We start from the raw sequence: 15,068 nt of genomic DNA, 5'->3' as shown, positions 1-15,068 counted from the left end.
GAAAAACACATCTTCAACGCCGGCGGTGCGCGCCGGCTTGTGGCCGGACGCACCCCAAAACGCTGCTTACTTCGCCTTCAAACTGCTGATGCCCTGCGGCAAATCAGGATATTCCTGACTCAAGGCATACTTCTTGCCGCCAATTGTGATCACATAATTCGACGGGCCTGAGATTGGCAGCTTGTAGTTCAAAGTCAAGCTGACCGAAGCCCCCGGCGCCAGCGATTGCCAGGCCGGAATAGTGAATTGGGCGTGATTGAAATTGGCTTTAAAGCCGCCGATATTATTCGGGCCGGTATAGCCTGCCTTGGTGACTTTCAAACCAAAGCCGGACTGGTCTGACATATCCTGCGGCGCCGATACCGGGTAATCAAATTCAATCACCGTGCCGCCCGGAATCGTGCTTGCGGTATTGTTTTTGACTGTCATCACCGGATTGATCGGGTAATTCGAGTCCCCCATCTTCCAGCCGCCCAAGGTGATCGCCACATTCACCGTAGAGGCCGGCATGGCGCTCTCCGCCCGCTTATTGCCATACGGGCCGGCGGCTTTCAAGGTGTTGTACAGGGTGTCGGTCAGGGTTGTGCCCATGAAGTACTCGCCCTTGCCGCCATTGCGGTTGGCGTGCCAAGCATAGTCACCCGCCATTTCCCAGATCATCACCCCGCCCAAACCATTGGCGGCGACCCATTCCGCCTTGGTTTTCAGCGATTGCGGGGTTTCGGTCGAGATAAAGACTTTTTTCGACTCATTCCACAGCCACGGCGCCACCAGAGTCGCGCTGTAATGCGGCACATATGTCCCGGTCAGCGTCTTATCTGTCACTTTATAGGCGTCCAGATAAGACGGCACGATGCCTTTTTCCAGGTTCATCGCGTGCCACATCGGATTGCCGCCGCCCGCCAATGGCCGGCCCTGACTATCCAGGTCATACCAGACATTGTCGATGCCAATCGCGCCAGTGCCGCACTTGGGCACGCCGGCGCACAAGACCGGATCCTGCACCACGCCGGACTTGCCCCACAGCCCATTCACACCACCTGTCACATTGCGCCAGCCACGGGTGTAATACGGCACCCCCAGCACGATGCGGCCAGACTGCAGCGCGCCACGGTAATAGCGGTAAGCCCAATCGCCATTCAGATAGCCGATGTTGTTATACGAATAGGCGTTGCCGGCCAGCAGTTCAGCGTCTTTGCCATCGTCAAACAAGGCGGCGTTGGGGCCGACAAATTCATTCCAGCCGCCATGCAAGTCATACGACATCATGCTGGCGTAATCCAGGAATTGCAGGCCGGACATATTTTCTTCACCGCGCAAAACCCAGCCGGAAGCGGAGCCGGCGATGGTCAACATATAGTATTTCTTGTCGGCCACGGCGGCGGCGTCGAATTTATCGCGCAGCACTTTGAGCAGGACGTTATAGCTCTTCATCAAACCGGCCAGGCGCGGCTTGGAGACAGAGAAATCAAGCGGATTGCCGGCTTCATTATTGGTGGTCGGATGTTCGTAATCCACATCAATCCCGTCAAAGAAGGGATATTTGCGCAAGAACGCGACCATGGAATCGGCCAGGGTATTGATGCCGGCATTATTGATGCTGCCATCCGCATTCGTGGTGGCGGTGTAAAAGCCGGTGCTGCCAGCCCAGCCGCCCACTGACAGCATGAGCTTGACCTTGGGATATTTCTTTTTATATTGCGCCAGCAAATTGAAATGTCCCTTGTATGGCAGGCTGGGATCCATTTCCGCGCCCGGCACGCCCGGCCAGCTCATCGCCGTGTCAGGATTATTCGCGCCCTCCCCTATGCTGAGCTTGAAGCTGGTTTTGTCCACCGTACCGAAGGCATAGTTGATATGGGTGATTTTGTCCCAGGGCAAATCTTTCACCAGATACGTCGGGCTGCCATCAGCGCCATTGCGCCAGGAAGTGAAATACCCCACGATGCGGCGTTGCAAGCCATTCGCCAGCATCTCGCGCCCATTGCTGTCATACACCTGGCAATACGGCACATTCGGCACGGCGGTGATCAAACCATCGGGCTTACAAGCCACCGGGGTCGGGGTTGGCGTCGGTGTTGGGGTCGGCGTCGGCGTCGGCGTTGGCGTTGGCGTTGGCGTCGGCGTTGGCGTTGGCGTCGGCGTTGGCGTCGGCGTTGGCGTCGGCGTGGTGCAGGAAGTCGCGCTGCTCACAGTCCAGGCTTGCTGCCAAGCCCAGCCCACGCCCGGCTCATACGCCGAATTGCCGGACGAGCACCAGCCCGCTACCGTGCACTGATACACCGCGCCGGCATTGCTGACGATATCGCCGGCTTTATAGGCGTTGCCGGCTTTATAGGGCTGACAACCTGGGGTTGGGGTCGGCGTTGGCGTCGGCGTCGGCGTCGGGGTCGGCGTCGGGGTCGGCGTCGGGGTCGGCGTCGGGGTCGGCGTCGGCGTTGGCGTCGGGGTCGGCGTAGCCGTCACCAACTCCCATGGCCCCCACTGGTCAGCGCCGGGCACATTGTTTTGCGTCCACCATTTCGCCTTCCAGGTCTTGCCGTTGTATGTCACGCATTGGCCGGCGGTGTACACCGCGCTTGCGCTCCAGGCTTCGCAAGAAGCCGCAACGCCTTTGCTGGCCAGCAATTTGGTGGCCGGGGCCGGGGCTTCCGCACCGCCGCCGCAAGCCGCCAAGGCGGCGGCGGCCAGAATGCTCAAACTGATGCTGTGTGTGAATTTCACGGATCATCTCCTCTATCGTTATATTTCCCCCTGCTGCGGCAGGGGGGACGCTGCTTATTTCAATACGACATTCCAATTGTCTTGCACGCACTTGACGTAATTGCCCGGAATCAAGGCGCTGTACGGCGTCTGGTAGCTGACCAGCTGGCATTGGTATTCGCCGCCGGCATTCCAGTTTTTCTCCCAATAGATGTTGTATGCGGCTGAGCTGTTGGGGCCAAAGCGCTGCATGCTGGCGCAAGATAATTGTTCCTTGCTGTAATCCCAGCCCAGGTCGGCTGAGAATTGCTTGTAATAATCAATGCGGTTTTGCGCCGCCGGCTTTTCTGTCCCCGTGCCGCATTCCGCATTGATAATCATGATGGTGGTGGCGAAGTTATTGCCGGCCCCGGCGGCCTTGTCCGCCGCATTCGGAACCCATGTGCCATCGACCACATGCAGCATCGAGGGCTTGGGCGGTTGCGGATAAACAAAGAAGAAGGTGGCCGAAGCCAGATTAAGCCAGGTGGAGGCAACCAGATCCGGGTTATTCAAGAGCGCGAATTGATCGCCTTGATTCATCGCCTGCGAAAACGGGCCGTAGTTGTAGTTGTAGCTCAGCTGCTTGGCCCCGCGTCCAAAATATTTCTTGAACGTGCCGTCGGCATTTTTGCCGCAAGTCCAGACCTTGTTAAACACCGGATCATTGCATTCCGTGTTGTAGCCGCATGTGCCGCCAGTCTCGCTGCAACCCATTTCGCGCAAATAGTACAAACCCTGGCGCCATTGCGGGATGCTGCTGTTAGCGTTGTGTTCGCCGGTTTCCTGGGCGAAGTGGGCGAACATCGTCGCCAGGGAATGGCGGCAAATCGCATCCGCGTTGCGGCCATCGCTGTAGTCGTCGCACAGCGCCGGGAATTTGGCCACGGCCTGCAGGAAACGGGTATAGCTGTAACTGGCGTCGCGCACCGCAAAGTAGTAATCCCATTTGGCTGCCGGCAAGAGACGCTCAACCCGTTTCACATTGAGCGGGTTGGCCGCATTCCCCGGCGTGACTTTCTCCACTTCCGCCGAAGCCAGCGTGCGCACGGAAGCTTTCACGGTTTTGAAAAATGGCGTATCGGTGAGCTGCACTTCTTTCGCCTCTGCCTGCGCCTTGCTCGGCACGCCTGGGGTGGGTGTCGGCGTCGGCGTCGGCGTCGGGGTGGGGGTAGGCGTTGGCGTCGGCGTCGGCGTTGGCGTCGGCGTATCGCCGCCGTTGCAGGAATTCACCTGCTTCCAGGCTTGGCTCCAAGCCCAGCCGCGCCCCGGTTCGTAAGCGCTGTTGCCGGACGAGCACCAGCCCGCCACCAGACAGGCGTAATAGCCGCCGGCGTGGCTGATCACCTGGCCTTGGGTATAGGCGTTGCCGGCTTTATACGCCTGACAGCTTGGCGTCGGCGTGGGTGTTGGCGTCGGTGTTGGCGTCGGTGTTGGCGTCGGCGTTGGCGTAGGCGTGGGTGTGGGCGTTGGCGTCGGCGTCGGTGTCGGCGTCGGGGTTGGCGTCGGCGTAGCGCTTTGCAATTCCCACGGCCCCCACTGGTCAGCGCCGGGCGCATTGTTTTGCGTCCACCATTTGGCCTTCCAGGTTTTACCGTTGTATGTCACGCATTGGCCGGCGGTGTACACGCTGGCGGCGCTCCAGTCTGCGCAAGCGGCGCGACTGGCCAATAAGCGCGGCGTATTGGTGCTGCTTTCCTGTTGTCCGCCGCATGCGGCTAACAGGCCGAGCAAGAGCATGCTCACGCCCAAACGGGCGGGATATTGGATAGATTTCATTTGGTCTCCTGTTGATTCAGGCCGGATCTGTGTCCAGCGCAGGGTCTTGCCGCACCCGGCCTTGGCGCCGGGTGCGTACTGCGGGCGGGGCCGGTTTAAGGCATCGTCTTCAAAGCGGCGGCGGCCGGCTTGGAGAAATTAAAGCCGTCGTATCTGTCCCAGTTGATAGACCAGGTCATGACGCCACGGAAATCCGGATAGGCCTGGTTCGGTTTAACGCTGCCGCAATGTTGCAAACGGCTCATACAATTGAGCGCATCCGCCACCACTTGCGGCGTGACAAAGCCGCGATTCGCAGATTGCCGCCCGGAGGGCACGCCAAACGCCACCTGATCCGCACGCAAACCCTTGAATTGGCCAGCGCTGCCGCGCGCCAGCGGGAAGCCTTCGATTAACATCTTGCTGCCGGCCACCAGCCCATCGACTGTCCCTTCCTGCACAGTTCCGGCGGCATACGGTGTATCAAAGCCGCCATTGTTGTAGTACTGCACATGGATTACCGAAAGATCATCGCGCAAGCCGTCGATGATGGGCAGATATGCGCCCCAGATACTGCCATACGAGGTATAGCCGCCCTGCACATAAGGATGTTCCGGCGCCATCGAGAGATAGAACGACGGCCCGACCTTGGCTTTGAGCTGTTTTACCGCCTTGATCAGATTATTGATAATCGGTGCGCCATGCGTCACGCCGGAACCGCTTTCCAGATCGATATCAATCCCGTCAAAGCCATACTTCACCATCAAGCCATGCAGGCTGTTGACGAAATTCGCCACATCGCTGTCAGTGTTCAGCGTGATCGAACCATCCTGCCCGCCAAGGGACAGAATCACTTTCTTGCCAAGCGCTTTTTTATCTTTGATGTCTTGGATGAACTGCGCTTCGCTGCCGGCGGCCGGATCGAGTTTGAAAGCCACATTGCCATTGCCGGCATTGTCGCCAAACGAAACCACAATCACATCCCATTCGTCCGCCACTTGCTTGATCGGATAAGTCGGCCCGCTGGGATTGCTGAAGTTATGCCAATAGCCGACCAGCATATGCTTTTTCAAGCCCGGCGTTGGTGTGGGCGTCGGCGTCGGCGTCGGCGTGGGTGTGGGTGTGGGCGTCGGTGTCGGCGTGGTGCAGCTGTTGGCCGGCGCCGCGCTCCAGGCGTGTTGCCAGGCCCAGCCTACCCCCGGCTCATAAGCCGCTGCGCCGCTTGAACACCAGCCGGCGACCGTGCATTGATACACCCCGCCGGCATTGCTGACGATGGCCCCGGTTTGATAGGCCGCGCCGGCTCGATATGGCTGACATGTCCCAGGCGTTGGCGTTGGCGTCGGTGTCGGTGTGGGCGTAGGTGTGGGCGTAGGCGTCGGCGTGGGTGTGGGCGTCGGCGTGGCGCTCTGCAATTCCCATGGCCCCCATTGATCCGCCCCCGGCACATTGTTTTGCGTCCACCATTTCGCCTTCCAGGTCTTGCCGCCATAGGTGGCGCACATGCCGGCGGTGTAGATTGCGCTGGCGTTCCAGGCCTCGCAGGCCAGCGCTGCGCGCGCGGCCAATAACTGCGGCGCGCTTTGCGGCGCTTCACCGCCGCAACCCGCCAGCGCCAAAACGGCCAGCGTGATCAGTGAAATCTGCTGTTTCATAGTCTCCCCTTGTTTGAAAAAACCGTCTGGCGCGGCTTAAAAGTCGTGGTCTTGCGGGTAATTGCTGAAAAAATCGTTATCCCACAGGAAATTGGTGAAAGCGATGGTGATGGAAATATCCAGCCCCTCGACAAAGTGCCAGCAGCCGACCGGCAAAAACAGAATTTCACCGGGTTCCAGCACACATTCATGGATTTGCACATCGCGCAGCTCAGTCCAGCGCGCCGGGTCCGGATTGCGCCCGTCAATTTCGGTAAAACAGTGACGGAAGTTGCGCAACAGCGGGGTGTCGCAGGCGGCCATGATTTTGACGCGCTTTCTGCCCATCACCTGGGCCATGAAATTATTCGTCAAGTCATGGTGGAACGGAGTGATGGTGCCAGCCGGGCCAAACCAGAAAAAGCCGCGCTGCGCGTCGTCTGCGCGTAAATATTCCGGCAGCTGCACAATGTCCTGCCACAGCTCAATCAAGGCTTGCCGGTTCGCGCTGTCATTATTGGCGGTCATGTAAAAATCATTGGTCGCGCCCGCCGTGCGCACCAAATTGCAATACTCGCCAAAGCGCATTTTCTTTTTATGCGCAATGCTGTTGAGTTCGTAATTGGCGTCAGCATTGCGGCCAAATTGCACTTCCACTTCGCGCGCGCCAAACTGGGCGGCGAGCCAATCCAGATTCCATTTTTGCAGCGCCGGCCAATCTTCCATCATGCCGGTGATAATCACCGGGCGGTTTTGCGCGTAGTAGTCATGCAAAAACGCTTCCCGGCTGAGTTTGGCGCGCCGCTCAATCACAGGCGGGCGCAAGCGATTGAGTTTTTGCTGAATGCCCAACAGCCAATCGCGCTTGGCGATGCGGTTTTGCAAGCGGCGCACGCCGCGCAAATAGGGACTGGACAAGGCCAGTTGCAATTCGCGTTCAATCTCGAACACATGAAAACCCTGGCTGGCCAAGACCCGCGCCAAATCTTGCGGCGCGCCGCCTAACATCAGATTTTCCGCAATCCAGCTGCGCCAGGAATCATCAATACGGGGTGCAGGCGCGGCCTGCACGCTAGCCAAATGCGCCATTCTCTTTATTCCGGTGAGTGTTGTGATTTGCCGCCGGCCTGTGCTGCCGGCGGCGTGGGATCAGCCCCCGCTGCTGCGGGGGCGCGCTGTGTCAGCGATGTTGCCAGATGGTGGTCAGCAAGTCGCCGCTGGTGTCGCCGTCCAACTCCCAGGAGAAGGCGCCGGCCAGACCTTGATCTTTGACATATTGCATCTTGGTCTTGATCACAGCCGGATCGTCATACGTCCAGAACTCGCCATTGCTGGTGTACAACATCAATTGCTTGGTGACAGGATGAATCGAGCGGGCGCCTGCCTTGTTTTTCAAGACTTTGTAGTCTTCGATCCCGGTTTCATATGTCCCCTTGGCCCCGCCGGTGGCAGTTTGATACAAGCCGCCATTGGCAGCCGGCACGCCGGTCCAGCCACGACCATACAAACCGATCCCCAGCAGCATCTTGTTGCGCGGCATGCCGGCGGCAATCAGGGCGGAAATGCCGTCATGCGAGTTGTACTTCTTGACGTTGCCGGTGGAAGGGTCCGCCGGATCAGCATACAGCGCTGAATGGAAATTGGTGGTTTTTTCCCAGGCGCCATGGAAGTCATAGGTCATCACATTCACCCAATCCATGTATTGCGCATACTTGGCCGGCTCGGTGTTGGCGATTTTATCCACCCCGGCGCCGATGGCTGCGGTGAGCAGATAACGTTTGCCATCTTTGGCGCCCTGGGCGTCCAGCTGGGCGCGGAATTCCTGCATCAGCAAAGTGAAGTTTTGCTTATCCGCCGGGTCCACCGTGTTGTACGGTTGACCGCCGCCGCCCGGGTATTCCCAGTCGATGTCGATACCGTCAAACACGCCTTTGGCCGAACCAGGGCCGCCGCGTCCATCCTGCACCGGCAAATCGCCGGCAATGAACATCTTGATGCAAGACGACACCATTTGCTTGCGCAGCGCGTCGGTTTTGGCTGCCGCCGAGAAATTCTTCGACCAGGTCCAGCCGCCCAGCGAGATAAAGATCTTCAAATGCGGATGCGCCGCTTTGAGTAATTTGAATTGCTGGAAATTGCCATTTAATTTCGCGTCCCAGGGAATCGTTTTACCATCCACTGTGCGTCCCGGACTGCGCTGATAATCGGCCCAGGCATCGCCGCCGGTGCCGGCCGCCGGTGAGGTCGGATTGTCATTGCCGACTTCGGCGCGCGTCACCATATCGCATTCATAACCGCCATTCTTGGCGTACACATTGGCGAAGGCGTAATTGATGAAAGTCAGCTGATCGGCAATGCTGGTGGGCACGCCATTCACCACGGTCTTGGTGGTGTGGATGTCGGCCACTTCATAATTGCGGCCATACACGCCCCACTGCGCGAAGTAAGAACCGACCTGGCGGCCAATCGGCGTCGGGGTTGGGGTTGGGGTCGGCGTAGGCGTCGGGGTTGGCGTAGGCGTAGGCGTAGGCGTCGGGGTCGGCGTCGGCGTCGGCGTGGTGCAGGAATTCGAGGTCGTTGCGCTCCAGGCTTGCTGCCATGCCCAGCCCACTCCCGGCTCATAGGCCGAATTGCCGGAAGAACACCAGCCCGCTACCGTGCATTGATACACGCCGCCGGCATTGCTGACCACATCGCCCGCCTTGTAGCTTGTGCCGGCCTTATACGGCTGACAGCCAGGAGTCGGCGTTGGAGTTGGAGTTGGAGTCGGGGTCGGAGTCGGCGTTGGGGTTGGCGTTGGAGTCGGCGTTGGGGTTGGCGTTGGGGTTGGCGTAGGCGTCGGCGTGGCGCTTTGCAGCTCCCACGGCCCCCACTGGTCAGCGCCCGGCACATTGTTTTGCGTCCACCACTTGGCTTTCCAGGTCTTGCCGTTATAGGTGACACACATGCCGGCGGTGTACACATTGCTGGCGCTCCAGGCTTCGCAGCTGGCGGCGGCTTTGCTCGCCAACAGCTTGGGGCTGGCGCCATTTTGCACTTCACTGCCGCCGCCGCATGCGGCTAAGGTAGCGCTGATGATGGCCAGCGCAAGGCCATTGATTTGCTTGGTTTTCACTTTGTCTCCTTGGAATGTTTGCCGCATGCCTGTGCGGTCTGTGCCCCGCTTCGTGCCTTGTGGCTGCTGTTGTGGGCGTTTGTTGCAAGAACAGCATGAGCGCCCGTAAATTGGTAGTCAAGTGGTTTTATTCTATCTGACCAAAACCAATACCACTTGATTTTGTTGCAATGTGAAACAATTAAGGATTACATAAATGCAATGTCAAATGACGGGCATCGTGTCACTTTTCCTGCAAAAATTGCACTATGAAAATGCCTTGGAATGCAAAGATCAGGGCATTAAAGTATCAATTTTGCAAATAAGATCGGTGTCAAACCAGAGATTGCTTTTCAGGCGCAGGGTTTTTACCGGACCATACCACTTACCCCTGAATTTGAAAGTGGTCTTATTTCAACAAGACCAAAAAAATTTCAGCAGCCTCCGCAAAGCGCCCTGCGCGCACTCTTGCAGGGGCTGGCATGCGCGTCCCGCCGCCCAGCCGGAATATGACAGGCGGTATGCTGGCCACTGGCCCCGTCCCGGCGGCGGCTGACATGCGGTGGAACTGATCCAGACTGGCACAGTCAGACGCAGCGCCTATCTTTTCTTTCAGGAGCCTTGCCGTGTATTTGCCCTCCGCCGCCGCGCTTGCATCCATTCCCTTACTCACCTGTCTGCTGCAATTCGCCAGCGCGCATGCTGCGCCAGCGGCGTATGTGCGCCATCCCGCCGTTTCCAGTGAATATCTGGTGTTTTCCGCCGAAGGCGATTTATGGCGCGCGCCGCTGGCCGGCGGCCAGGCGCAGCGCTTGAGCACCGCGCCGGATGATGAAAGCCAGGCCGCAATTTCGCCCGATGGCAAGTGGATCGCTTACCAGGCTGCCGCCGCCGGCGTGCCGGAAGTATGGTTGATGCCGCTGGCAGGGGGCGCGGCGCGCCGTTTGAGTTTTGAAAACCAGCCCTGCCAGGTATTGGGTTGGAGCGCGCGCGGCGAAGTCTTGTACAGCACCCAATATGCAAACGGGCCAACGGGACAGAGCGTGCTCAAGGCTGTGGACATCGCCAGCGGCGCACTGCGCACCCTGCCCTTGCTGGATGTGACGGAAGCCAGCTTATCCGCCGATGGCAAACAGATTTTTTTCACCCGCTTTGGCCTGCGCAACGACAATGCGCGCCTGTATCGCGGCGGCGCGCAACAGCAAATCTGGCGCTTTGCCTTGGACGGTTCGATGCCGGAAGCGCAAAAAATCAGCGATGGGCGCGCCAATGAGCGCAGCCCGATGTGGTGGCAGGGACAGATTTATTTCATTTCCGACCGTGATGGACACGACAATCTGTGGCGCATGCAGGAAAACGGCGGCGGCTTGCAGAAAATCAGCGCGGCGCGCGATTTCCAAGTGCGCCAGCCGCGTTTGAATCAGGGCCGCATCGTCTGGCAACAAGGGGCGGATCTGTGGCTGCATGAAATCGCCAACGGCGACACGCGCAAGATTGCGCTCAGTTTAAACAGCGCGCAGGAGCAGCAACAGCGGCGCTGGGTGAAACGTCCCTTTGATTTTCTCAGCCACGCCGCGATCGCCCCGCAAGGTGAGCGGGTGGTGTTCAATGTGCGCGGTCAGGGGCTGGTGGGCGGTCTGCCGCCGCAACGGCGCCTGCAATTGAATTTGCCCGCCGGCATGCGTTTGCGCCACCCGATGTTCAGCCATGACGGTAAATTGATCTACGGCGTATGCGATCAAGCCGGGCGCGAACAGGAAATCTGCAGCCTGCCGGCGAATGGCGCTGAAGGCGTGCGCATGCTGACCCGCGATGGCCAGGGCCAGCGCACCCACCTGGCCTTAAGCCCGGACGGCAAAACGCTGGCGCACAGCAATCTGGACGGCACACTCTGGCTGCTTGATATCGCCAGCGGCAATAACAGCAAGCTGATGCAGATCAAGAGCAGCTATCTGCAAGATCTGCGTTTTTCCCCTGACAGCAAAACCCTGGCCATAGGGTTTACCGGCGAGATGCGCGACGTTAATCAAGTTTGGCTGCTGGAGCTGGCCAGCAAAAAATTGCATCAGCTGACCAGCGATAAATATGTCTCACATGCGCCCAGTTTCAGCCCGGATGGCGACTGGCTGTATCTGCTCTCGGAGCGGCACTTCCACAGCAATCAAACCAGTCCCTGGGGCGACCGCCGTATGGGAGTGAGTTTTGATAAGCGCAGCAAGTTGTACGCGTATGCGCTGCGGCCCGGCTTGCGCTTCCCCTTCCAACCCAAAAATGAGTTGGAGAGCAAGCCTGATGAGGCCAAAAAAGCCCCTGCCGCCCTGGATTTGGCCGGGGCTGCGCAGCGCATTCACGAGGTTCCGCTGCCGTCTGGCAATTACACCCGCCTGGCCAATGACGGCAAGCGTTTGTATGTGCTGGAACAAACGGCAGATGGCCAGGCGCAGCTGAAAGTGGCGCCGATTGATCAGCAGGGACAGGGCTTTGAAGTCTGGCAAAGCAATGTGGCCAATTTTGAATTGTCGCAAGACGCCAAAAAACTCATGCTGCAGCGCAATCGCGACGGCGCGCCGGAACTCTTGATTCTGGATGCGGCCAGCAAACCGGGCGCGGATCTGAGCAAGCACAGCATGGCGCTGGCGGATTGGCCGCTGGCGATTGAGCCGGCGGCGGAATGGCGGCAAATGTTTGATGACGCCTGGCGCATGCAGCGCGATTATTTCTTTGACCGCAAGATGCGCGGGGTCGATTGGCAAGCCATGTATGCGCGTTATGCGCCGCTCACCGAACGCCTCGCCAGCCGGGTCGAGTTGAATGATTTGCTGGCGCAATTGAATGCCGAACTGGGCACGCTGCATTCGCAGATCCGCAGCGGCGATGTGCGGCGCGCAGAAGACGCGCCCAAACCAGGTTTTCTGGGCGCGCAGTTTGAGCCGGTGGCAAACGGCTTGCGCATCAGCCATATCTATCAGCACGAGGCCGAATTACCGGATCAGGCGGCGCCGCTGGCGCGTCCCGAAACCGGACTGAAAGCAGGCGATATCGTGCAGGCGCTGAATGGGCGCAAGCTGCGCAGCCTGAGCGATTTGAGTCTGGCGCTGGAAAACCAGGCCAATCAAAGCGTCTTGCTGGACTATCTGCGCCCGGACAGCGAAGGCCGTCTGCAGAGCCGGCAAGCGATTGCGCAGGCGGTGGATGATAAGCGCCAGGCGCATTTGCGTTACGCCGATTGGGAATGGCGCAATGCGCAAAAAGTGCTGCAAGCCTCCGGCGGGCGCATCGGCTATCTGCATTTGCGCGATATGACCGGCCCCGATCTGGGACAGTTTGTGCGCGAGTATTACGCGCATATCGGTCGCGCCGGCTTGATTATTGATGTGCGGCGCAATGGCGGCGGCAGCATAGACAGCTGGATTACTGAAAAACTGTTGCGCCGCGCCTGGGCTTTCTGGCAGCCGCGCCATGGTTTGCCGGAAACCAATATGCAAGGCGCCTTCCTTGGCAAGCTGGTGGTGTTAGCCGATGAGCAAACGTATTCCGATGGCGAAACCTTCGCCGCCGCGATCAAGCAAATGGGCCTGGGCACGCTGCTGGGCCGGCGCACCAGCGGGGCCGGGGTATGGCTGAGCGACAATAATAATCTGGCCGACCGTGGCCGCATGCGCGCCTCGGAAAATGCGCAGCATCTTTTGCCCCACGGTGAATTCACCATTGAAGGCGTGGGCGTAACCCCGGATATTGATGTGGAGAACCTGCCGCACGCCAGCTTCAAGGGACAGGATGCGCAATTGGAGCAGGCCATCAAACTGTTGCAGGAGAAAATCCAGGCCGCGCCGGCGCCGCAATTACGCGCCAAAGCGCTGCCGCCTTTGCAATAAGCGTGCCGTGGCGATGTGAATTCACGCCTGTTGCTGCGGGGGTGAAAATGTGGCGGGCGTATGGGCCGGCTCCGGCTCCTTTGATAAACTGCCGGTGTCGGACGCCGGGTCGGCATTGCGCTCAACCCGGCCTGCGCTTTGTGGCGTGGCTTCGGCTGCCCTGCTATCAATTCACATTGGGAGAGTCTGATGTTCTTTGGTTTTACCCCGGTCTTGCATTCCCGCCTGGAAGATGGCAGACACTGGTTTACCACGATGGATGTGACGCCTTTGCAACTGTTGCCGCTGGCGCCGAATCAATACCGCGCCGGCAATTTTCTGCTCAGCCTGTTGACATCCAAATTGGAACAGATGGCGCAAGAGGCTGATGCTGATGCGCCGGCGGACTTTCCGTACACCCTGTGTTTATCGCGCGCGGATGTGGCGGCCTGCAGCGCGCTGACCAGCGACTATCCCGAGCTGGCTGACAGCGCCGCCAGCGTCAGCCTGGTGCTGGATTGGCGCCCCGGCCCACAGGCAACACACCAAGCGGCGCAAGAGGAAGAAGGCCATCCGCTCTTCATCACCCCCTTGCCGGGGCCGGATTGGGCTGGCGATTACGCCAGCTGGATCACGTTTTGCGCGCGCGCTCTGGGCCAGGATTTACCCTCCCCTGCGAACAGCTATGAAACCGAATTGGCGCACGCCCAGGCCCAGGTGCAAGCCCTGCTGCCGGCCTTGCGTGCACGCTATCTGAATGGCATGGACGGTTTGAATCTGGGCTTGAAAATCGCCTTGCCGACAAGCAGCGGCGGATTGGAATATGTCTGGGTGCGCCCGATTGACTGGAGCACGCCAGAGCAAGTGATTTGCACCCTGGAGAGCGAACCATACGACTGCCCGGCGTATGTCTTGGGGCAGACCATGCAATGCGCCAGCAGCGCGGTGCTGGATTATGGCGTCGGCAGCGAGGAAGCCGGCTTGCTGGAATCCGGCCCAACACAGAAAATTGCAGAAAATTACGGCATGTTGTGATGCCGGGCAGACTGAACAGTGCACCAGCAACAGACCTCATATGCAAACTGTCCTGCACAGATGGTACAGAACACGTTTGACATTTTTGCTGACTTTGCGCAAGATGTCGCCTCTTTCGCCCATCGCCGGCGCGAAGTCCTCAATTCCACACTTTGGAGAAACTATGAAACGCATCGCCCTTGCCGTCGCCGCGCTGGCTCTGTGTGCGCAAGCACAAGCCGCCGTTCTGTTCCAGGACAATCTGGATAATCTGAATAACTGGACGCGCAAAGCAGGCTGGTCATTTGCCTACACCACGAATAATGAATTGCATTTTTCTTCCGGCAATTCGGCTGGCGATATTTTCTCCAACCAAACCTTCACCCGTGGTTATTTCAATTTTGAATACAAAGGCACGGCTGGTTTTGACACCAGCGGCTATTTCGGCATCAGCGCCGGTTTCCCCGGCAACCACTACTGGTATGCCGGTGGTTCTGTCACCTATTCGACTCCTGTGCGCCTGATCAATGACGGTCAATTCCACCGCTACAGCGTGTATTTTGACAATGCAGTGCTGGGCGGCGCGCCGGCGCATTTGATGCTGGAACAATTCGCCGGCAACACCCCGGACGTGGCGGTATTCCGCCGCCTCTCAGTGACAGACACCGCGCCGGTGCCGGAAGCCGAAACCTGGGCCATGCTGGGCCTGGGTCTGGGCGCGCTGGCCATGCTGCGCCGCCGTCGTCAGGCGTAAAGCTTCAGTTTTGCAAGCGCGTCGCCCGTCTCCGGGCGACGCGCCCCCCCCCCGCTCTCTGCCGTCTGGCGCTGCACGCAAGCGCGCCAAGCCCGCCGGTTGAATATCGCGCAGGGCGCTTATCTTTACGATGAAAGTGGAAACATGCGGGCAAAGTTGCAGCACACTTCCACAACATGTCGCCTTAACAACAAACAATCAAAGCAAAATACCTCGCC

General features: G+C 59.1%; 9 protein-coding genes. 4 read left to right on the top strand and 5 right to left on the bottom strand.

Annotated elements, in window-relative coordinates:
- Nucleotides 1–66: 66 nt before the first annotated feature.
- The 5 genes from V8J88_RS06870 to V8J88_RS06850 form a co-directional block, all read right to left on the bottom strand.
- Nucleotides 67–2,724 (bottom strand): glycosyl hydrolase family 18 protein, encoded by a 2,658-nt coding sequence (locus V8J88_RS06870; protein WP_338848619.1) that lies wholly within the window; start codon nucleotides 2,722–2,724, stop codon nucleotides 67–69.
- Between the two features lie 54 nt (nucleotides 2,725–2,778).
- Nucleotides 2,779–4,521, bottom strand: coding sequence for a glycoside hydrolase family 19 protein (locus V8J88_RS06865; RefSeq protein ID WP_338848617.1), 1,743 nt, complete (start codon nucleotides 4,519–4,521; stop codon nucleotides 2,779–2,781).
- A 95-nt stretch (nucleotides 4,522–4,616) separates the two neighbouring features.
- Nucleotides 4,617–6,155, bottom strand: a complete 1,539-nt coding sequence (locus tag V8J88_RS06860) for a glycosyl hydrolase family 18 protein (protein WP_338848616.1) — start codon at nucleotides 6,153–6,155, stop codon at nucleotides 4,617–4,619.
- Between the two features lie 36 nt (nucleotides 6,156–6,191).
- A complete protein-coding gene (locus V8J88_RS06855; protein ID WP_338848615.1) occupies nucleotides 6,192–7,223 on the bottom strand; it encodes a cupin-like domain-containing protein in 1,032 nt (343 codons plus the stop codon).
- A gap of 91 nt (nucleotides 7,224–7,314) precedes the next feature.
- Entirely contained in the window at nucleotides 7,315–9,249 is a 1,935-nt protein-coding gene (locus V8J88_RS06850; RefSeq protein WP_338848614.1) for a glycosyl hydrolase family 18 protein, read from the bottom strand.
- Between the two features lie 208 nt (nucleotides 9,250–9,457).
- Here V8J88_RS06850 and V8J88_RS06845 point away from each other — a divergent pair, with 208 nt between their 5' ends.
- From V8J88_RS06845 to V8J88_RS06830, 4 genes are all read left to right on the top strand, one after another.
- Nucleotides 9,458–9,784, top strand: a complete 327-nt coding sequence (locus V8J88_RS06845; protein WP_338848613.1) for a hypothetical protein — start codon at nucleotides 9,458–9,460, stop codon at nucleotides 9,782–9,784.
- A 70-nt stretch (nucleotides 9,785–9,854) separates the two neighbouring features.
- Nucleotides 9,855–13,103: a S41 family peptidase gene (locus V8J88_RS06840; protein ID WP_338848612.1), complete on the top strand. Its 3,249-nt coding sequence runs from the start codon at nucleotides 9,855–9,857 to the stop codon at nucleotides 13,101–13,103.
- A 189-nt stretch (nucleotides 13,104–13,292) separates the two neighbouring features.
- Nucleotides 13,293–14,117 (top strand): hypothetical protein, encoded by an 825-nt coding sequence (locus tag V8J88_RS06835; protein ID WP_338848611.1) that lies wholly within the window; start codon nucleotides 13,293–13,295, stop codon nucleotides 14,115–14,117.
- A gap of 163 nt (nucleotides 14,118–14,280) precedes the next feature.
- Entirely contained in the window at nucleotides 14,281–14,850 is a 570-nt protein-coding gene (locus tag V8J88_RS06830; RefSeq protein ID WP_338848610.1) for a PEP-CTERM sorting domain-containing protein, read from the top strand.
- Nucleotides 14,851–15,068 lie beyond the last annotated feature (218 nt).

Source organism: Massilia sp. W12, from assembly GCF_037300705.1.
Classification (GTDB): Bacteria; Pseudomonadota; Gammaproteobacteria; order Burkholderiales; family Burkholderiaceae_D; genus JACPVY01.
This window is presented reverse-complemented; position numbering and strand designations above follow the sequence as displayed.